The organism is Thauera sp. JM12B12 (assembly GCF_039614725.1).
In the GTDB taxonomy this organism is placed as follows: domain Bacteria; phylum Pseudomonadota; class Gammaproteobacteria; order Burkholderiales; family Rhodocyclaceae; genus Thauera.
The window spans coordinates 3,072,062-3,090,558 of the sequence record NZ_CP154859.1 but is presented as its reverse complement, the minus strand read 5'-3'; the positions used below and the strand labels follow the sequence as shown (position 1 = coordinate 3,090,558).

General features: G+C 69.5%; 16 protein-coding genes. 9 read left to right on the top strand and 7 right to left on the bottom strand.

From position 1 onward, the window contains the following. Positions 1-91: 91 nt before the first annotated feature. On the bottom strand, positions 92-937 hold the full coding sequence (locus tag AAG895_RS13970; RefSeq protein WP_345792603.1) for an HDOD domain-containing protein: 846 nt from the start codon (positions 935-937) through the stop codon (positions 92-94). 22 nt (positions 938-959) lie between these two features. Next, positions 960-1,967 (bottom strand): cation diffusion facilitator family transporter, encoded by a 1,008-nt coding sequence (locus AAG895_RS13965; RefSeq protein WP_345792602.1) that lies wholly within the window; start codon positions 1,965-1,967, stop codon positions 960-962. A 170-nt stretch (positions 1,968-2,137) separates the two neighbouring features. Between AAG895_RS13965 and dsrO the strand changes: the two genes are divergently transcribed. From dsrO to AAG895_RS13950, 3 genes are read left to right on the top strand one after another with little or no spacing between them, the layout of a single operon-like run. Then, positions 2,138-2,920, top strand: a complete 783-nt coding sequence (gene dsrO / locus AAG895_RS13960; RefSeq protein ID WP_345792601.1) for a sulfate reduction electron transfer complex DsrMKJOP subunit DsrO — start codon at positions 2,138-2,140, stop codon at positions 2,918-2,920. A 22-nt stretch (positions 2,921-2,942) separates the two neighbouring features. Continuing rightward, positions 2,943-4,040, top strand: coding sequence for an NrfD/PsrC family molybdoenzyme membrane anchor subunit (gene nrfD / locus AAG895_RS13955; RefSeq protein ID WP_345792600.1), 1,098 nt, complete (start codon positions 2,943-2,945; stop codon positions 4,038-4,040). A gap of 25 nt (positions 4,041-4,065) precedes the next feature. Then, positions 4,066-7,161, top strand: coding sequence for a molybdopterin dinucleotide binding domain-containing protein (locus AAG895_RS13950; protein WP_345792599.1), 3,096 nt, complete (start codon positions 4,066-4,068; stop codon positions 7,159-7,161). A gap of 133 nt (positions 7,162-7,294) precedes the next feature. Here the strand turns inward: AAG895_RS13950 and AAG895_RS13945 are convergent, their stop codons facing one another. Then, a complete protein-coding gene (locus AAG895_RS13945; protein WP_345792598.1) occupies positions 7,295-7,927 on the bottom strand; it encodes a response regulator in 633 nt (210 codons plus the stop codon). Then, positions 7,924-9,741 carry a PhnD/SsuA/transferrin family substrate-binding protein gene (locus AAG895_RS13940; protein ID WP_345792597.1) on the bottom strand — a complete coding sequence of 606 codons (1,818 nt, stop codon included), beginning with the start codon at positions 9,739-9,741 and terminating at the stop codon, positions 7,924-7,926. Before AAG895_RS13940 ends, AAG895_RS13945 begins: the two co-directional genes overlap by 4 nt. 132 nt (positions 9,742-9,873) lie before the next feature. Here AAG895_RS13940 and AAG895_RS13935 point away from each other — a divergent pair, with 132 nt between their 5' ends. Further along, a complete protein-coding gene (locus AAG895_RS13935; protein ID WP_345792596.1) occupies positions 9,874-10,725 on the top strand; it encodes an endonuclease/exonuclease/phosphatase family protein in 852 nt (283 codons plus the stop codon). Between the two features lie 35 nt (positions 10,726-10,760). Here the strand turns inward: AAG895_RS13935 and AAG895_RS13930 are convergent, their stop codons facing one another. The 3 genes from AAG895_RS13930 to AAG895_RS13920 all read right to left on the bottom strand — a co-directional run bounded on the left by AAG895_RS13930 (position 10,761) and on the right by AAG895_RS13920 (position 12,726). Next, the gene (locus AAG895_RS13930) at positions 10,761-11,567 is read right to left on the bottom strand and encodes a DUF2189 domain-containing protein (protein WP_345792595.1); all 807 of its coding nucleotides are present in this window, start codon (positions 11,565-11,567) and stop codon (positions 10,761-10,763) included. A 52-nt stretch (positions 11,568-11,619) separates the two neighbouring features. Next, entirely contained in the window at positions 11,620-12,402 is a 783-nt protein-coding gene (locus AAG895_RS13925; protein ID WP_345792594.1) for an alpha/beta hydrolase, read from the bottom strand. 108 nt (positions 12,403-12,510) lie between these two features. Next, positions 12,511-12,726: a YdcH family protein gene (locus AAG895_RS13920; protein ID WP_345792593.1), complete on the bottom strand. Its 216-nt coding sequence runs from the start codon at positions 12,724-12,726 to the stop codon at positions 12,511-12,513. A 176-nt stretch (positions 12,727-12,902) separates the two neighbouring features. On the opposite strand from AAG895_RS13920, the gene greB reads away from it, so the two are divergent. From greB to AAG895_RS13895, 5 genes are all read left to right on the top strand, one after another. Continuing rightward, the gene (gene greB, locus AAG895_RS13915; RefSeq protein WP_345792592.1) at positions 12,903-13,454 is read left to right on the top strand and encodes a transcription elongation factor GreB; all 552 of its coding nucleotides are present in this window, start codon (positions 12,903-12,905) and stop codon (positions 13,452-13,454) included. 73 nt (positions 13,455-13,527) lie between these two features. After that, the gene (gene htpG / locus AAG895_RS13910; protein WP_345792591.1) at positions 13,528-15,456 is read left to right on the top strand and encodes a molecular chaperone HtpG; all 1,929 of its coding nucleotides are present in this window, start codon (positions 13,528-13,530) and stop codon (positions 15,454-15,456) included. A 195-nt stretch (positions 15,457-15,651) separates the two neighbouring features. Beyond that, positions 15,652-16,419: an ABC transporter ATP-binding protein gene (locus tag AAG895_RS13905; RefSeq protein WP_345792590.1), complete on the top strand. Its 768-nt coding sequence runs from the start codon at positions 15,652-15,654 to the stop codon at positions 16,417-16,419. Positions 16,420-16,438: 19 nt separating this feature from the next. Further along, positions 16,439-17,161, top strand: a complete 723-nt coding sequence (locus AAG895_RS13900; RefSeq protein ID WP_345792589.1) for an ABC transporter ATP-binding protein — start codon at positions 16,439-16,441, stop codon at positions 17,159-17,161. Positions 17,162-17,218: 57 nt separating this feature from the next. Next, positions 17,219-18,433, top strand: coding sequence for an ABC transporter substrate-binding protein (locus tag AAG895_RS13895; protein ID WP_345792588.1), 1,215 nt, complete (start codon positions 17,219-17,221; stop codon positions 18,431-18,433). Positions 18,434-18,497 lie beyond the last annotated feature (64 nt).

Genomic DNA, 18,497 nt, shown 5'->3' with positions numbered 1-18,497 from the left:
TTGCATGCACTACATCTAGTAGCTGAAATCTGCCGCTCCGGGCGCCCGGATCCCAGTGTTCATGCGGGTTTTCGCCTGCGTTGGGGGGTGATCAGCGCGGGAAGAAGAGGGCGAGATAGGCGGCCAGGTTGAGTTCGGCTTCTTCGCGGATCGCGGGCAGCTGCTCGGGCGCGAGGCCGACCAGGGACCACGCCTCCGGCGCCACCGATGCCGCCGTGTCCGCGCTCGCCTCGGCCTTCGCGTCGGCTTCCGCGATCCTGCGCGCGATGTGGAGCGCAGCGGCGTCGGCCGCGAAGGCACCCCCGAGGCGCGGCATCATCTGGGTGCCGATCGCCGCCGCGAAGCGGTCGGGCAGCTGCCAGCGGTCCATCAGCGCGGCACCGATTTCGGCAAAGTCGCAGCCGATGACGCGGCGCTCGGCCGCGTCCAGTGCCTCCTCCGCGGCCGCGGCTTCGCGCGCAGCGCCGGCCGCAAGCTCGGGCACGGTCTGGTAGAGGACCAGATGGCCGATGTCGGCGAGCACGCCGACCACGAACAGGCGCTCGCTCATCGGCAGCCCGGCGGTCTGTGCCGCGGCGCGCGCTGCCAGGCCACCGAGCAGGCTGCTGTGCCAGAACCGGCGCATGTCGAGCCGGGCAGGCCGGATGCCGGCGAAGGTGGCCTGCAGCGACATCGCCAGCACCATGTCATGGACCTGGTGAAGGCCGAGCAGGGTGACCGCGCGCAGTACGTCGTCGATGCGGCCGCGCGGGCCGAACAGCGCGCTGTTGACCAGGCGCAGCAGGCGCGCGCTGAGTGCGGGGTCGGCCGCGACCAGGCGGGCGACTTCGGCGATCGAGCCGTCGGGCGAATCCACCTGGTCGCGCACCCGCGCATAGACGTCGGGCAGGGAGGTAAGGGCTTCGATCTGGCTGACGAGTTCCTGGGCGGAGTGCATGGTGTGTCCTGTCGCGGAGCAGTTACGGTCTGCCCGCGCCGCGCGGGGTGAACACGAGCGGCTGGGCGGGCGGGAGTTCGGGCTGCAGGGTGGCGTGCTCGATGCCGAACCGGGTCTGCAGCAGCTTGCGCTCGGCCTCGAGCACCGCGGGCCAGCGCGCCGCCTCGCCCAGCACCACATGGGCCGAGAGCGCGGTGCGGTGCGAATCGAGGCTCCAGATGTGGAGGTCATGCACCGAGCGCACGCCATGGACCGCGGCCATCGCACGGCCCACTTCGGGCAGGGAGATGCCGTCGGGCACCGCCTCGAGCAGCGTGTTCACCACCCGGCGCAGAAGCGACAGGGTGGAAAACAGGATCAGCCCGCAGATCAGCATGGTCAGCATCGGGTCGATCGGCGTCCAGCCGGTGTAGAGGATCACCACCCCGGAGGCGAGCGCGGCCACCGAGCCGAGCAGGTCACCGATCACATGGAGCAGCGCGCCGCGGGTGTTGAGGTCGGCTTCGCCGCGGGTGAGCAGCCAGGCGACGACGACGTTGAGCACCAGCCCGCCGAGCGCGACCAGGATCACCGCCTCGCCGGCGACCTCGCGCGGATTCATCAGGCGTTCGATTGCGTGCCACACCAGGCCGCCGACCACCGCCAGCATGAAAACGGAGTTGGCGAGCGCGGCCAGCGCCTCGATCCGGCGCAGGCCATAGGAATGGCGATGGCTCGGCGCGCGCCGGGCGACGCGCGCGGCGATCGCGGCGAGCCCGAGCGACATCGCGTCGGTGAGCATGTGGCCAGCGTCGCCGAGCAGCGCGAGCGAGCCCGACCACCAGCCGGCGAAGGCCTCGACCGCGGCGAAGCCGAGCGTGAGTGCGAGCGCCAGCGGCAGGTAGCGGCTGGCGGAGTGGTCGTGGTGGTGGTCGTGGTGAGCGCGGGCGTGCCCATGGCCGTGATCGTGCGGCCGCGCGTGCTCGTGGTCGTGACCGTGCCCGGCCGCGTGGGTGTGGGAGGGGTGCGCGTGCTCGTGCGCCTTTGCCATCGGATGCGTCCTGTCGATCGGGAGGCCTCGATTATGCCCCCGGTGCGGCACAGCCGCGCGGCTGCGGGAATAGGTAAAACCATCTAGAGGCCTGCCTCATCTCCCCAATTTTTGTAGGGGTATCGAAAGCCTAGAGTGGCATCCACGCCAATGGCCCGTGGAGTACCGCAATGAACAAGGCTTTCCAGACCCCCGATCCCGCTGCCCGTGCCGCATCGGCGGCGCCCGCGCCGGCCTCGCCCTCGCGCCGCAACTTCCTGCGCGGCGTGCCGGTGCTGACCGCCGCCGCTGCGATCGCGCCCACGCCGGCGATCGCCAGCACCGGCAGGCAGCAGTGGGCGATGCTGATCGACGTGCGCAAGTGCATCGGCTGCCAGGCCTGCACGGTGTCCTGCATCCAGGAGAACGCCGTGCCGGAAGGCAGCTTCCGCACCGTGGTGTCGACCTACAGCGTCAAGCTCACCGACAGCGCCCAGCCGGCCGGCACCTACGTGCTGCCGCGCCTGTGCAACCACTGCGACAACCCGCCCTGCATCCCGGTGTGCCCGGTGAGCGCCACCTACAAGCGCGAGGACGGCATCGTCGCCGTCGACGGCGACCGCTGCGTGGGCTGCGCCTACTGCGTGCAGGCCTGCCCCTACGACGCGCGCTTCATCAACCACGAGACCAACAAGGCCGACAAATGCACCTTCTGCGCCCACCGCGTGGATGCCGGCCTGCTGCCCGCCTGCGTCGAGACCTGCGTCGGCGGCGCGCGCATCTTCGGCGACATCAACGATCCCGAGGGCGAGCTCGCTCGCCGCCTGAAGGAAGCGCAGCCGCAGTTGAAGGTGCTCAAGCCCGAGCTCGAGACCGCGCCGCGGGTGTTCTACATCGGCCTCGACGAGCGCTTCACCGGCAAGGTCGAGGGCCAGGGCACGCTGTGGAAGCCCCGCAGCCTGCCGCACGCCTGAACCGCACGCGAGGAGATCCAGCATGAACCCGAACATCGTCGAAACCCTCAACGTCGCGCGCGAAGTCGCGTGGCTGCCGTGGGCGGTGCAGTACTTCTTCCTGATCGGCCTGTCCTACGGCGCCTGGCTGCTGTCGCTGCCCGGCATCGTCTTCCGCCGTCCGGGCTGGGCGGGCATCTCGCGCCTGGCCCTGCTGGGCGCGCTGGTGTGCGGCCTGGCCGCGCCGGTGGCGCTGCTCGCCGACCTCCACCAGCCGGGCCGCTTCTGGCACTTCTATGCGTACTTCACGCCGAGCTCCTGGATGTCGTGGGGCGCCTTCTTCATCCCGCTGTATCTGGGCGGCCTGCTGATCTACGCCTGGCTGGCCTTCCGCCCGGAGCTGGCGCGCCATGCCGCGAGCGGCGGCAAGCTGGCCGGCCTGGCCGGGGTGCTCGCCTACGGCGGCCACGACAGCCGGGGCGCCCTGAAGGCCGCGGCGCTGCTCACCTTCGTCGGCGCGGCGCTGGTGGCGCTCTACACCGGGGCCGAGGTCGCCGTGGTGCAGGCCCGTCCGCTGTGGAACACGCCGCTGCTGCCGCTGCAGTTCTTCGTCACCGCCTTTGCCGGCGCGGTCGGCCTGGCGCTGCTGTTCAACCGCTTCGGGCCCAAGGACGCGGCCGCGAGCCGCCGCATGGCCGGCGTGCTGGCCGCGAGCCAGGTGGCGGCGCTGGCGGTGGGCGCGCTGTGGCTGGCGCTCGGCGTCTCCGGCATCGCGCCGGTGCATGCCCAGGCCCTGGCCGAAGTCGGCCCCTCGGCCAACTGGCAGCTCTCGGCCGTGTGGGCGGTGGCCGCCACGGTGCTGACCCTGGTGCTGGCCTGGAAAGCGCCCGGCTCCGGCCTCTTGATCGGCCTGCTCGCGCTGCACTCGGCATGGATGATGCGCTGGTCCATCTTCATCGGCGGCCAGGAGGTGCCCAAGACCGGTGCCGGCTACTACAGCTATGCGCTGCCGCTCGGCCCCGAGGGCCTGCTCGGCATCGTCGGCACCGCCGGGCTGTGGATCTTCCTCTTCGTCCTCATCACCACCTTGCTGCCGCTCGACCGCCTCGCGGCCGGCACCCCCGACAAGGCTACCGCCTGAGCGCGGGCGACCAAGGAGAAACATCATGAAAATCGAACGTCGTGAAATCATCGCCGCCGGTGGCCTCGCCGCCTTTGCCGCCGGCTTCTCGCAGACCCTGGGCCGCATGGTGGCCAACTTCACCGGCCCCGAAGAGCAGAAGATCGCCGAGGGCCGCCACATCCACGGCCGCTCGGCGGAGCCGGAATTCACCGTCGATCCGGTCACGGGCGAATTCACCCCCAACCCGAACCAGCAGGTCAGCTACACGGCGTGCCTCGGCTGCACCACCCAGTGCGGCGTGCGCGTACGCATCGACAAGGCGAGCGGCCAGGTCATCCGCGTGGTCGGCAACCCCTACAGCCCGCTGTCGACCGAGCCCCACCTGCCGATGAAGGCGTCGGTGAAGGAGAGCCTGGTTGCGATGTCGCGCTTCCAGGACAAGGGCCTCGCCGGGCGTTCGACCGCCTGCGGTCGCGGCAACGCGGCCATGGACCAGATGAACTCCCCCTTCCGCGTGCTCACCCCGCTGAAGCGCGTCGGTCCGCGTAACTCCGGCCAGTGGCAGCCGATCTCCTTCGAGCAGCTGGTGAAGGAAGTGGTGGAGGGCGGCGACCTCTTCGGCGAGGGCCATGTCGAGGGCCTCGCCGCGCTGCGCGACCTCGAGCAGCCGATCGACCCCGCGGCGCCCGAGCTCGGCAAGCGGGTGAACCAGGTCGCGGTGCTGACCAGCGTCAATGACGGCCGCGAGGCCTTCAGCCGCCGCTTCTGGAACCAGGCCTACGGCACGCTCAACCACGTCGGCCACGGCTCCTACTGCGGCGGCGCCTACCGCTCCGGTTCCGGCGCGCTGTTCGGCGACCTGAAGAAGATGCCGCACGCCAAGCCCGACCTGGCCAACGCCGAGTTCGTGCTCTTCATCGGCACCGCCCCGGGCAACGCCGGCAACCCCTTCAAGCGCACCGGCGGCATGCTCGCCAAGGGCCGCGCCGACGGCCGGCTGGACTACGTGGTGGTCGATCCGGTGCTCAACAACTCGCACAACCTCGCCGCCGCCGAGCACGGGCGCTGGGTGCCGATCCGCCCGGGCACCGATGGGGCGTTGGTGATGGGCATGATGCGCTGGATGTTCGACAACGCGCGCGTGAACACCGCCTACCTCGCCTGGCCCAACCTCAAGGCCGCCCAGGCCGCCGGCGAGCCGTCCTTCACCAATGCCGGCTGGCTGGTGATCGCGGAGGAAGGTCATGCGCGCCAGGGCCGCTTCCTGCGCGGCTCGGACATCGGCATGGCCGTCGCCGCCGAGGACAAATATAAGGACGCCGACCCCTATGTGATCGCCACCGCCGACGGCGCGCTGGTCGCGGCCGAGACCGCGACCGTGCCGGCGGTGCTGGAAGCCACGCGGGTCATCGAATTCGGCGGCAAGCCGGTCACGGTGAAGACCTCCTTCGAGCTGCTGCGCGAATCGGCGCGCGCGCTGTCGATCGCCGACTACTCGGCCGCGTGCGGCATCCCGGAGGAAGTGATCGTCGGCCTGGCCGACGAGTTCACCCGCCACGGCCGCAAGGCGAGCGCGGTGGCGCATGGCGGCATGATGGCCGGCAACGGTTTCTACAACGCCTACTCGGTGGTCACCCTCAACGCCCTGATCGGCAACCTCAACTGCAAGGGCGGCTTCGTGATGAACGGCGGCGGCTTCAAGGACAACGGCGCCGGTCCGCGCTACGACCTCGAGACCTTCCCCGGCATGCTCAAGCCGGCCGGCACGCCGCTCGGGCGCAACGTGGCCTACGAGCGCTCGGCCGAATTCAAGCGCCGCCAGGCCGAGGGCAAGGCCTATCCGGCCAGCGACGCCTGGTTCCCCAATGCGCCGGGCCTGGGCACAGAATGGTTCCCGGGCGCGCTGCGCGGCTATCCCTACGGCCTCAAGGCGCTGGTGCTGTGGAGCTGCAACCCGCTGTACGGCATCACCGGCGTGCGCCCGCTGATCGAGAAGGACCTCGCCGACCCGAAGAAGCTGCCGCTGATCATCTCGGTCGACCCGCTGATCAACGAGAGCAACGCCTTCGCCGACTACATCGTGCCCGACTCGCTGATGTACGAGAGCTGGGGCTGGGCGGCGCCCTGGAACGGCGTGCCGACCAAGGCCACGACCGCGCGCTGGCCGGTGGTCGAGCCCAAGGCGGCGAAGACGCCCGCGGGCGCGCCGATCGGCATGGAGACCTTCTACATCGCGCTCGCCCGCGCGATGAAGCTGCCCGGCTTCGGCGCCGACGCGATCGCCGACATGGACGGCAGGCGCTACCCGCTCGACACCCCCGAGGACTGGTACCTGCGCGGCGGCGCCAACATCGCCTTCGCCGGCAAGGCGCCGGTGGGCGATGCGAGCGACGAGGACCTGCAGCTCTCCGGTGTCGAGCGCATCCGCCCGCAGCTCGAGGGCGTGCTCAAGCCCGATGAATGGCGCAAGGTCGCCTTCCTGTTCACCCGCGGCGGGCGCTACCAGCCCGCCACCGAGGCGCAGGATGCCGAGCAGCCCGAATGGCAGGCCCACCGCTTCACCAAGCCGCTGTGGCTGTGGAACGAGATGGTCGGCAGCGCGCGCAACACGCTCACTGGCGCGCGCTTTGCCGGTTGCGCGCAATGGACGGCGCCGGCCTTCTACGACGGCACGCCGATGCGCGCGGTGCACACCGAGGCCGACTGGCCGCTGCAGATCATCAGCTACAAGTCGGCGCTGCAGAACTCGTACAGCATCGCCACCCGCATCACCGGCCTGCACCCGGACAACCCGGTGGCCGTGCATCCGGCCGACGCCGCACAGCTCGGCCTGAGAAGCGGCGACACGGCGCGCATCCGCACGCCGGGCGGTGCGGCCGAGTGCACGGTGATCGTACATGAGGGCGTGACAGCGGGCGTGATGGCGATCGAGCACGGCTATGGCCACCGTGAGCTGGGCGCGCGTGCGCACCGCATCGGCGACCAGGCGCAGCCGGACCGGCCCGACCTGCGCGCGGGCATCAACCTCAACGAGCTCGGCCTCGCCGACCCGACCCGCGGCGGCAGGGTGATCTGGGTGGATGCCGTGTCGGGCACCGCGGTGCGGCAGGGCTTGCCGGCGCGCCTCGAGCGGGTGTGAAGCAGTGTGGCGGAGCGGGGCCGCAAGTCAGCCGCTCCGCCCATTCGCGGGCAAGCCCGCTCCCACAGCGTGGCGTACCATCGTGGGAGCGGGCTTGCCCGCGAAAGCAGCGCTCGCAGAGTCGCCGCGCGTTTCAGTCCAGCGCCGCCGGATCCGCGCGCAACATCAGGCGCGCGAGCTCGGCGGCGCTGCCGACCCCGGTCTTTTCCATGACGTGATGACGGTGCACGTGCACCGTCTTCTCGCTGATGTCGAGCTCGCGCCCGACCAGCTTGTTGGGCAGCCCGAGCGCCACCAGGCGGGCGACCTCGCGCTCACGTGGAGACAGGCGCTCGAGCAGGGCCCGGGCCTCGTCGCAGCGCGCGTTGCGTGCCCGCGTCTCGCAGCCCAGCTTCACCGCGCGGCCCACGGCGTCGATCAGGGCCTGGTCCTTGAACGGCTTCTCCAGGAAATCGCAGGCGCCGTGCTTCATCGCCTGCACCGCGAGCTCGACGTCGCCATGGCCGGTGATGAACACGATCGGCACGCTGCAGCCGCGCTGGTGCAGTTGCTGCTGCAGCTCCAGCCCGCTCATCATCGGCATGCGGATGTCGAGCACCAGACAGGCCGCGGCGGACGGCTCGGGGGTGGCGACGAGGAAGTCCTCGGCCGAGGCGTGGCTGGCGACCCGCCACCCCATGGATTCGAGCAGGAATACCAGTGAGCGGCGAAACGCGGCGTCGTCATCGACGACGTGGATCAGGATGTCTTCTGCGGTCGGGGTCATGACTGTGCTTGTTCGCCGCGCGTGGCGGTCGGGCTGGGCGCCTGCATGGGCAGGCTGAGTACGAAGAGCGCGCCGACGCCGGCGGGGGCGGGGGTTTCGGCGCTCAGCCTGCCGCCGTGGGCCTCGGCGATGCTGCGACAGATCGACAGCCCCAGGCCGAGGCCGTCTGCCTTGGTGGTGAAGAAGGGTTCGAACAGGTGCTCGTGCGCCCCGGGGGCCAGCCCGCTGCCGTAGTCGCGCACCGCGATGCGCAGGCTGCCGGCTGCGCTGGCGAGGCCGATGTCGATGCGCTGGCGTTCCGGCGCTTGGGTGCGGCTGGCGTCCCATGCATTCTTGAGCAGGTTGAGCAGCACCTGCTGGATCTGCAGGCGGTCGACTTCGATCAGGGCTGTGGCGGGCAGGGCGTCGCTGATCGCGATCGGCGGCGCATGGGCGAGCATGCCGCGGAAGAGGGCGATCGCCTCGTCCACCAGTTCGCGTGGCGCGACCGCTTCGCGGCTGGCGGTGCGCTTGCGCGCGAAGGCGCGGATGCGGCCGAGGATGCCGGCGGCGCGCTCGGCCTGGCCGGTGATCTCGCCCGCGGCTTCGCGCACCGCGGCCTCGGTCAGGCGCTGGTTGTCGGCGCGGCGCACCAGGCTGTTGGCGTAGTTGGCGATCGCGGCCAGCGGCTGGTTGAGCTCGTGCGCGAGCGTGCCGGAGAGCTCGCCCAGCACCGACAGCCGCGACAGGTGCTCGGCCTGCTCGAGCGCGCCGCGCATGCGCGCCTCCATGGCCTCGCGTGCAGCAAGCGCGTCGCGCAGGGCCGCGGTGCGGACCTGCACAAGATGCTCGACGCGTACGGTATAGAAGATCCAGCCCGCGATCAGCAGCGCGAAGCCCGCCACCCAGGGCCAGTAGCGCTCGGCCAGCACCATCAGCGTGGGCGCGCGCAGGTAGGCATAGGGACCGATCTCGAGGCGGCGGAAGAGCTCGTGCACCGGCTGGTAGTCGGCTGCGACCGACCACGCCAGGCCGTCGTCGTCGTGGCGCATGCCGAGCAGGGCGATCGCCACCATGCGTGCGAGCTCGGGCGAGGTGTCGCGCAGTGCGGCGAGCGGCCAGTCGGGATAGAGCGGGGTCGAGGTGGCGCAAGGAAAGCTGCTCTCGGCGCGGGGCGCCAGCACGCGAAAGCGCGCCTGCCACTCGGGATGGGCTTCGAGCAGGCAGCTGCGCAGCACGCCGGCGTCGGCCGCGCCGGCGTCGAGCGCATCGACCACGCCGCCCATCGGAAAACCGACCTCGTGCAATCCGGCCAGGTCGGTCTCGGGGTCGATGCCGCGAGCGGCGAGCTCGCCCCACACCAGCTGGAAGCCGCCGAAGCCGCCTCGGCCGACGATGGCGAGTCGGCGTCCGCGCAGATCGTCCAGTGTCTGCAGCGCGCTGGTGCGGGGGACGATGACCGCCGAGCCGAGCGCGCGCTCCGGGGCGCGGCGGCCGCCGGCGTCCAGGGTGAGGATGCGGCTCGCCCCGAGGCTGGCCTCGAGCTCGATGTAGTGCCCGGGGTTGGTGATGATGAAGTCGAGCTCGCCACGCTGCGCCGCATCGCGCAGGCCATCGTGGTCGAGATGGTGAAGGGTCGGCGTGTAGTCGGGGAGCGCGGTACGCAAGCGCGCGATCACCGGCGACCATTCCTCGACCGCGGCGTCCGACCCGAGGAAGGCGAGCACGCCGATGCGCAGCGGCTGCCCGGGCGCCGCTGCGGCATGCGGGAGGAGTGCGCACAGCGGCAGCGCGAGCACGACGAGGGCCAGGACGTGGCGGAGGGTGAGGGGCATGGCCGCAAAATGGCGCCTCGCGCTGCGGGCGTCAAGCACGGCCCCGGCGGGTGGCCATGGCCCGGGCGGTGTCTGCCGATATATCTTTGTGGTCGTGGAGACACGCTTTCGAGGACGGCAGGGGAGGGCGCGATGAGAGTGCTGACGTGGAACATCCAGTGGGGCCGGGGCGCTGACGGCCGGGTCGACCTCGCCCGCAGCGTGGCGGCCATCCGCGCCGCGGGCGATTTCGATCTCGTGTGCCTGCAGGAGGTGGCATGCAACTTCCCCGGGTTGGCCGGGGGGGCGCGCGAGGACGAGCCCGCGCATTTCGCCGCGGCCTTTCCGGGGTTCGAGGCGGTCTTCGGGGCCGGCATGGATGTGCCGGACGGTGGCGGCGGGCGGGCGCGCTTCGGCAATCTGCTGCTGTCGCGGCTGCCGGTGGGGCAGGTGTTCCGGCACCTGCTTCCGGCACCGGCCGACGCCGATTTTCCGTCCATGCAGCGGGTGTGCGTCGAGGCGGTGGTGAGCACGGCGTGCGGCCCCCTGCGGGTGATGACCACGCATCTCGAGTACTACTCGGCGCGCCAGCGCCGGGCACAGGTCGAAGCGTTGCGCGCGCTGCAGGCCGAGGCAGCGGCGCAGGCGGCGGCACCGGCGCGCGGCAAGGAGGCGAACCCGGCGTTCGCCGCACGTCCCCGCCCGGCGTCGGCGATCGTGTGCGGTGATTTCAACTGCGAGCCGGGTTCGCCCGAGCATGCGCGGATGCAGGCGCCGATCGGCGCCGGTGTGCCGGCGTGGTGCGACGCGTGGCAGCTGCTGCGGCCGGGGACGCCGCATGCGCCCACGGTCGGGCTGCATGGCGCGGAGTGGCCCGACCGCGCCTATTGCTGCGACTTCTTCTTCGTCACCGCAGACCTCGCGCCGCGCGTGCTCGATCTGCAGGTGCTTGCGGACACCGCCGCGTCCGATCATCAGCCGGTGGTGCTGGCGCTGGCGGACTGAGCGGCCTCGCCAGCGCGCCGAGCGGTCGGCGGCGTTCAGGGGGGCGGCAGCGGCTCGATCAGGTCGCGGTAGGCGTGCCAGCTGGCGTGGCCGAGAATCGGCATCAGGACCACGAAACCGATGTTGAAGGTGGCAAAGCCGATTGCCGTCAGCAGGACGATCAGCACGGCCCACACCAGCATCGGCCCTGGGTTGCGCAGCAGGGCGCCGAAGCTGCCGAGCATCGCGCTCACGGCGTCCTGGTTGCGGTCGAGCATCAGCGGCACCGACACCACGCTGGCGGCGAAGGCGATCGTCGCGAAGATCAGCCCGACGCCGAAGTAGGTGCCCAGGAACTCGAGATTGCGCAGGGCGAGGATCTGCTCGGCAAGGCTCTCGAGGCTGGGCAGCGTCTCGGTGTAGAAGAGCGCGAACACCACCATCGAGGCGCGCGCCCAGACCAGCAGGACCACGCCGAGCACCACCGCGAACACGCCGATGTTGCCGAGGTTGCGCCGCCACACGGTGAGGGTGGGGGCGAGCGCGCAGGCCTCGCCGCGCTCGCGGCGGCGGCTGATCTCGTAGAGCCCCATCGCGAACAGCGGTCCGACGAGCAGGAAGCCGGAGGCGAGCGCGGCGGCGTACTCGTAGGCATGGACGAGGGTGATCACGGTCAGCAGGCCCATCGCCGCGAAGCAGACCCCGTAGAACAGGCTCGAGCCGGGGCAGGCGCGCAGGTCGGCGAAGCCGCGGGCGAGCCAGCGCAGCGGCGCCGCGGGCGAAACGTCGCGCGCGGCCGGGAAGGGCAGGCCGGGGTCGTCCGCGTTCCGCGGCTGATCCTGGGGTGAAGGTTCGTGCGCCATCGTGTCATCCTCCGCAAGGTGTTCGACTGCCGGTGTCGCCCGCAGCCGGTTCTCAGGTCGCCGGCCGCATGGCGTCGACCACCTGCTGGGGGGCCTCGAGCATCAGTGTGTGTCCGACCCCCTGCAGCACGACCTGGCGCGCGTCGCAGCCGGTGAAGGCGTCGCGCAGCGGCGTGGCCGCCGTGACCGGGGTCATGCGATCGCAGTCTCCGCTCAGCAGCAGCACCGGGCAACGCACCTGCGCCGCGGCCTGCAGTCCATCCTGCCAGCGATCGCAGGCGGCGAGATCGCTTGCGAGCACGGGCGCCCCCTGGCGCTGCATGCGCTCGAGGTTGGCGTCCTCGAGTGCGCGCCGGCGCGATTCGCCGAGCACCTCGGCCGGCGCGTAGGAGAACTTGTTGATCAGCGCCCACGCCTGCGGCGGGTCGGTGCGCACCGCGTCGAGCATGAACGGGGCGACCGGCATCGGGGCCAGGCTGCCGAGCAGGTGGAGCGCCTGCACGCGCGTGGGCGCACGTGCCGCTGCCGCGAGCGCCACCAGCGAGCCCATGCTGTGGCCGGCGAGGGCGAAGCGATCGAGATCGAGCGCATCGGCGAGCGCGATCACCCAGGCCGCCATCGTCTCGATGTCGGGCAGGGGGGCGCCGCCGGAGGCGCCGTGAGCGGGCAGGTCAGGGGCGATGACGCGGTAGCCGGCGTCCGCCAGGCCGGGCGCGACGGCGTCCCAGACGCCGTGGTCATGTCCGGCGCCGTGGATCAGCAGCAGCGGGGTCGCGGTCGTTTCGCCGCGGACGGCAACGGCGACCGACTGACCGCCTATCTGGATGTCTTTCATGGGCTGGATGGATGGCCTGAGATGGTGAAGGAAAGGAGGGGCGTGCGTCCCGCGCCTGCGGTGTTCGCGCTCGGTCCGTGCTCGTGCGCGTCCGTGAGGAGGGCGGGTTCAGGCGCGCTCGTCGGGGCTCAGCATGTGCTCGATGGCGATGATGCGATCCTTGAGCGCGAGCTTGCGCTTCTTGAGCCGGCGCAGCATCAGCTCGTCACCGGTCGGATTGGTCGCCAGGCCCGCGATCGCATCGTCGAGGTCGCGATGCTCGAGCCGCAGTTCCTGGAGACGCAGGCGCAAGCTGGTCACCTCGTCGAATACCTTGTTGATCATGCTTGCGTCCCCCTTCGCGCCGATGTTCGCCGGGCGTAGGCACCCGGAATGTTTTGCCGGGCATGTTATGCGCGGCGACGGTGGATGACAACTTGGCGGCCGCCTGCCCGGCGGGCGTGACGCGACCGGTGGGGATTCCTTACCATTCGACTTTCTCGAACCCAGGACATCCGGCAGTGAACAAGGCCTTCGTGAAGGAAAACGACGGCGACGAGGACGACGAGCTCGCTCCCGCGCTGCGCCTGCCTGCAGGCAGCAAGAACTACATGACGCGGCGCGGCTACGACGCGCTGCGCGTCGAGCTCGACCAGCTCGTGCGCATCGAGCGCCCGAAGCTGGTCGAGACCGTGGCCTGGGCGGCGGGCAACGGCGACCGTTCGGAGAACGGCGACTACATCTACGGCAAGAAGCGGCTGCGCGAGATCGACCGCCGCATCCGCTTCCTGATCAAGCGCATCGAGAGCGCCGAGGTGGTCGACCCCGAGCGCCAGCAGGGCCTCGAGCAGGTCTTCTTCGGCGCCACGGTGAGCTTCTGCGACCTCGAGACCGGGGACGAGCAGACCTGGCAGATCGTCGGCGTGGATGAGGCGGACGCCTCGCAGGGCCGCATCAGCTGGATCTCGCCGCTGGCGCGCGCGGTGCTGAAGGCGCGTGCGGGCGACGTGGTGCGCTTCCAGAGCCCGGCGGGGATGCGCGAGATCGAGGTCACCGAGGTGCAGTATCGGTAGCGGGGCTTGAAAGCCGGACGGGTGGCCCCATCTTCGGACGCACTGATCCGTAACCCAAGCTGGAGTCGTATCCATGTCCGAAACCGCAGCCGCCCAGACGATGAACTTCCAGGCCGAGGTGAAGCAACTGCTTCACCTGATGATCCACTCGCTGTACTCCAACCGCGAGATCTTCCTGCGCGAGCTCGTCTCCAACGCATCTGACGCCTGCGACAAGCTGCGCTTCGAGGCGCTCGACAATGGCAGCCTGTACGAGAACGACAGCGAACTGAAGATCCGCATCGGCTTCGACACCGACGCGAAGACCGTCACCGTCGCCGACAACGGCATCGGCATGAGCCGTGAGGAGGCGATCGCCCACCTCGGCACCATCGCCAAGTCGGGCACCAAGGAATTCTTCGGCAAGCTCACCGGCGACCAGAAGAAGGACGCCCACCTGATCGGCCAGTTCGGCGTCGGCTTCTACTCCGCCTTCATCGTCGCCGACAAGGTCACCGTGGTGTCGCGCCGCGCCGGCCTGCCTGCTGACCAGGCGGTGAGGTGGGAGTGCTCGATGACCGGCGACGAGGCCGGCGCCTACACCGTGGAGCAGGTCGAGAAACCCGGCCGCGGCACCGAGATCACCCTGCACCTGCGCGAGGGCCAGGAAGACCTGCTGTCGTCGTGGAAGCTCAAGAGCCTGATCCGTAAGTACTCCGATCACATCGTGCAGCCGATCGTGATGAAGAAGGAGGAGTGGAACGAGGAGCAGAAGAAGCAGGTCGTCACCGACGAGGACGAGACGGTCAACCAGGCCAACGCGCTGTGGACACGCGCGAAGAACGACATCACGGACGACGAGTACACCGCCTTCTACAAGCACGTCGCCCACGACTTCGAGGACCCGCTGGCGTGGACCCACTCGCGCGTCGAGGGCCGCCACGAATACACCAACCTGCTCTACATCCCGAAGAACGCGCCCTTCGATCTGTGGGACCGCAACGCCAAGCACGGCATCAAGCTGTATGTGAAGCGCGTCTTCATCATGGACGACGCCGAGAAGCTGATGCCGACCTACCTGCGCTTCGTGCGCGGGGTGGTGGATTCGGCCGACCTGCCGCTCAACGTGTCGCGCGAGATCCTGCAGGAATCGAAGGACATCGACACCATCCGCGCCGGCTGCACCAAGAAGGTGCTGACGCTCATCGAGAGCCTCGCCAACAGCGACGAGGCCGCGGACAAGGAGAAGTACGCCGAGTTCTGGAAGGCCTTCGGCAAGGTGCTGAAGGAAGGCGTGGGCGAGGACTTCGCCAACAAGGACAAGATCGCCGGCCTGCTGCGCTTCGCCTCGACCAAGCTGGACAACCAGGACGAGGTGGTGTCGCTCGCCGACTACATCGGCCGCATGAAGGAAGGCCAGGACAAGATCTACTTCGTCACCGCCGAGACCTTCAACGCCGCCAAGAACAGCCCGCATCTCGAGGTCTTCCGCAAGAAGGGCATCGAGGTGCTGCTGCTCACCGACCGCGTTGACGAGTGGGTGGTGGGTAACCTCACCGAGTTCGACGGCAAGCCGCTGGTGTCGGTCGCCAAGGGCGGGCTGGACCTGGGCGCGCTCGAGGACGAGGCCGAGAAGCAGGAGGCCGAGAAGGCCGCCGACGAGTACAAGGAGCTGCTCGACAAGATGAAGGCGAGCCTGGGCGAGCGCGTCAAGGAGGTGAAGGTGACGCTGCGCCTGACCGACTCGCCTGCCTGCCTGGTGGCCGACGAGCACGACCTGGGCATGAACCTCGCGCGCATCCTCAAGGCCGCCGGCCAGAGCGCGCCGGTGTCGAAGCCCATCCTCGAGATCAACCCCAGCCATCCGGCGGTGCTGCGCCTGAAGTACGAGGACAAGCACTTCGACGACTGGGCCGCGGTGCTGTTCGATCAGGCGCTGCTCGCCGAGGGCGGCACGCTCGACGACCCGGCCACCTTCGTCAAGCGCATCAACCAGCTGATGATGGCGATGAGCGGCAACTGATCCTGCTCCGGTCTGCGGTACGACAGCAACGGGCGGCGCGCCGAAGGGCGACCGCCCGTTGCTTCTTTCGCCCGCCGCGCCTGCCCGCGCGCGATCCGCGCTGCGCTGCACATTGGGGCAAACCATAGGTTGACGCCTCCCGCTCCGGCCGGAACACTGCCTGCATAAAAACGAACCCCCGGGCAGGAGACACCCTTGAGCGAGTTCATTCTCGAAACCCGTGGACTCACCAAGGAGTTCAAGGGCTTCGTCGCTGTATCCGACGTCAACCTGAAGGTGCAGAAAGGGCATATCCACGCCCTCATCGGCCCCAACGGCGCAGGAAAGACCACGGTCTTCAACCTGCTGACCAAGTTCCTGCCGCCGACCTCGGGGGCGATCCTCTTCGAGGGCAAGGACATCACCCGCGAGGCGCCGGCGGTGACCGCGCGCCGCGGCATGGTGCGCTCCTTCCAGATCTCGGCGACCTTCCCCAATCTCACCGTGCTCGAGAACGTGCGCATCGGGCTGCAGCGCCGGCTCGGGACGGAGTTCCATTTCTGGCGCTCGGCGAAGTCGCTGGAGATCCTCAACGACGAGGCGATGGCGCTGCTCGAGGCGGTCGATCTGACCTCCTTCGCCGACACCTTCACCGCCGAGATGCCCTACGGGCGCAAGCGTGCGCTGGAGATCGCAACCACGCTCGCGCTCGAGCCGCGCATGATGCTGCTCGACGAACCCACCCAGGGCATGGGCAGCGAGGACATCGCGCGCGTGGTCGAGCTCATCCGCAAGGTGTCGGCCAATCGCACCATCCTGATGGTCGAGCACAACCTGTCGGTGGTCGCCAACCTGTGCGACCGCATCACCGTGCTCACCCGCGGCAGCGTCCTCGCCGAGGGTAGCTACGCCGAAGTGTCGAAGAACCCCAAGGTGCTCGAGGCCTATGTCGGTTCGGACGACATGAGCGACGCCCACCACTGATTCACGCGACGCGAGAGCCATGACCAGTGCCTTCACCCCCCATCCGGAGATGCTCCGGATCCACGACCTGCACGCCTTCTACGGCGAGTCGCACATCCTGCACGGCATCGACATCAAGGTCGCGCGCGGCGAGTGCGTGACGCTGCTCGGGCGCAATGGCTCGGGGCGTTCGACCACGCTCAAATCGGTGCTTGGCCTGGTTGGCAAGCGCACCGGCTCGATCATGGTCAATGGTCGCGAGGTCATTGCCGAGCCGACCCACCGCATGGCGCGCTATGGCATCGGCTACGTGCCCGAGGAGCGCGCGATCTTCGCCTCGCTCAGTACCGAGGAGAACCTGATGCTGCCGCCGCAGGTGGCGAGCGGGGCGCTGTCGGTGGACGAGATCTACGAGATGTTCCCCAACCTTTACGAGCGCCGTAGCAGCCCCGGTTCCAAGCTCTCGGGCGGCGAGCAGCAGATGCTGGCGATGGCGCGGGTGCTGCGCACCGGGGCCAAGCTGCTGCTGCTCGACGAGATCACCGAGGGGCTGGCACCGGTCATCGTCAAGAAGCTCGGCGAGGTGATCGTCGAGCTGAAATCGCGCGGCTTCACAATCGTGCTGGTGGAGCAGAACTTCCGCTTCGCCGCGCCGCTCGCCGACCGTCACTACGTGCTCGAGCACGGCGAGATCATCGCCACCATCTCCGCGGAAGAACTCCCGGGGAAGATGGACTGGCTGCACCAGACGCTGGGGGTCTGAGCGGCACCGCCGCGCAGTCCTCGCGTAACAACCACACGAACGAGACGGAGACACACGATGCAGATGAAGAAACTCACCACGCTGGCCTGCGCGGCCGCTTTCGCGACGCTGTCGGGCGCGGCGAGCGCGCAGATCTCGGGCAATACCGTCAAGATCGGCGTGCTCACCGACATGTCGGGCACCTACTCCGATCTCGCCGGCGCCGGCGCGGTGCTCGCCACCCAGATGGCGATCGAGGACTTCATCGCCGAGGCCAAACCCGAGTTCAAGGTGGAGATGGTCTCCGCGGACCACCAGAACAAGGCCGACATCGCCTCCAACAAGGCACGCGAGTGGTTCGAGCGCGAGGCCGTGGATGCCGCCACCGAGCTGGTGACGACCTCGACCGCGCTGGCGGTGATGAAGGTCGCCAAGGAGATGAACCGCATCACGCTTATGAGCGGCCCGGGTTCGACGCCGATCACCAACGAGCAATGCACCGATCTTGCGGTGCACTACACCTACGACACCTACGCCCTCGCCAACGGCACCGCCAAGGCCGTGACCCAGCAGGGCGGCGACACCTGGTACTTCCTCACCGCCGACTACGCCTTCGGCCAGGCGCTGGAGCGGGATTCGTCAGCGGTCGTCACCGCCAACGGCGGCAAGGTGCTCGGCTCCGTGCGCCATCCCTTCCCGGCCTCCGACTTCTCGTCCTTCCTGCTCCAGGCCCAGGCCTCGGGCGCCAAGATCATCGGCCTGGCCAACGCCGGCGCCGACACCACCAACGCGATCAAGCAGGCGGCCGAGTTCGGCGTCACGCCCAAGCAGTCGCTCGCCGGCCTGCTGATGTTCATCTCCGACGTGCACTCGCTCGGTCTGCAGAGCACCCAGGGCATGTACCTGACCACCGGCTTCTACTGGGATCTCAACGACGAGACCCGCGCCTGGTCCAAGCGCTTCTTCGACAAGCACAAGCGCATGCCGACCATGGTGCAGGCCGGCCAGTACTCTTCGGTGATGCACTACCTGCGCGCGGTCAAGGCCGCCGGCACCGACGAGGCGGGCAAGGTCATGGCGCAGATGAAGTCCACGCCGATCAACGACTTCTTCGCCAAGAACGGCCGCATACGCGACGACGGCCGCATGATCCACGACATGTACCTCGCCCAGGTCAAGAAGCCGGACGAGTCCAAGTACCCGTGGGACTACTACCACATCCGCCAGACCATCCCGGCGGACGAGGCCTTCCTGCCGCTGGCGCAGTCGAAGTGCCCGCTGGTCAAGAAGTAAGCTGATCGCGGGGCTCTCCCGCACTTCACGACGCACCGGGGTGGCGCAGCCGCTCCGGTGCGGG

Excerpts from the sequence above, each read along its gene's own strand:
- htpG (WP_345792591.1), top strand. The coding sequence starts at position 13,528 with ATGTCCGAAACCGCAGCCGCCCAGACGATGAACTTCCAGGCCGAGGTG.
- AAG895_RS13970 (WP_345792603.1), bottom strand. The coding sequence starts at position 937 with ATGCACTCCGCCCAGGAACTCGTCAGCCAGATCGAAGCCCTTACCTCC.
- AAG895_RS13965 (WP_345792602.1), bottom strand. The coding sequence starts at position 1,967 with ATGGCAAAGGCGCACGAGCACGCGCACCCCTCCCACACCCACGCGGCC.
- dsrO (WP_345792601.1), top strand. The coding sequence starts at position 2,138 with ATGAACAAGGCTTTCCAGACCCCCGATCCCGCTGCCCGTGCCGCATCG.
- nrfD (WP_345792600.1), top strand. The coding sequence starts at position 2,943 with ATGAACCCGAACATCGTCGAAACCCTCAACGTCGCGCGCGAAGTCGCG.
- AAG895_RS13925 (WP_345792594.1), bottom strand. The coding sequence starts at position 12,402 with ATGAAAGACATCCAGATAGGCGGTCAGTCGGTCGCCGTTGCCGTCCGC.
- AAG895_RS13945 (WP_345792598.1), bottom strand. The coding sequence starts at position 7,927 with ATGACCCCGACCGCAGAAGACATCCTGATCCACGTCGTCGATGACGAC.
- AAG895_RS13950 (WP_345792599.1), top strand. The coding sequence starts at position 4,066 with ATGAAAATCGAACGTCGTGAAATCATCGCCGCCGGTGGCCTCGCCGCC.
- AAG895_RS13940 (WP_345792597.1), bottom strand. The coding sequence starts at position 9,741 with ATGCCCCTCACCCTCCGCCACGTCCTGGCCCTCGTCGTGCTCGCGCTG.
- AAG895_RS13935 (WP_345792596.1), top strand. The coding sequence starts at position 9,874 with ATGAGAGTGCTGACGTGGAACATCCAGTGGGGCCGGGGCGCTGACGGC.
- AAG895_RS13930 (WP_345792595.1), bottom strand. The coding sequence starts at position 11,567 with ATGGCGCACGAACCTTCACCCCAGGATCAGCCGCGGAACGCGGACGAC.
- AAG895_RS13895 (WP_345792588.1), top strand. The coding sequence starts at position 17,219 with ATGCAGATGAAGAAACTCACCACGCTGGCCTGCGCGGCCGCTTTCGCG.
- AAG895_RS13900 (WP_345792589.1), top strand. The coding sequence starts at position 16,439 with ATGACCAGTGCCTTCACCCCCCATCCGGAGATGCTCCGGATCCACGAC.
- AAG895_RS13920 (WP_345792593.1), bottom strand. The coding sequence starts at position 12,726 with ATGATCAACAAGGTATTCGACGAGGTGACCAGCTTGCGCCTGCGTCTC.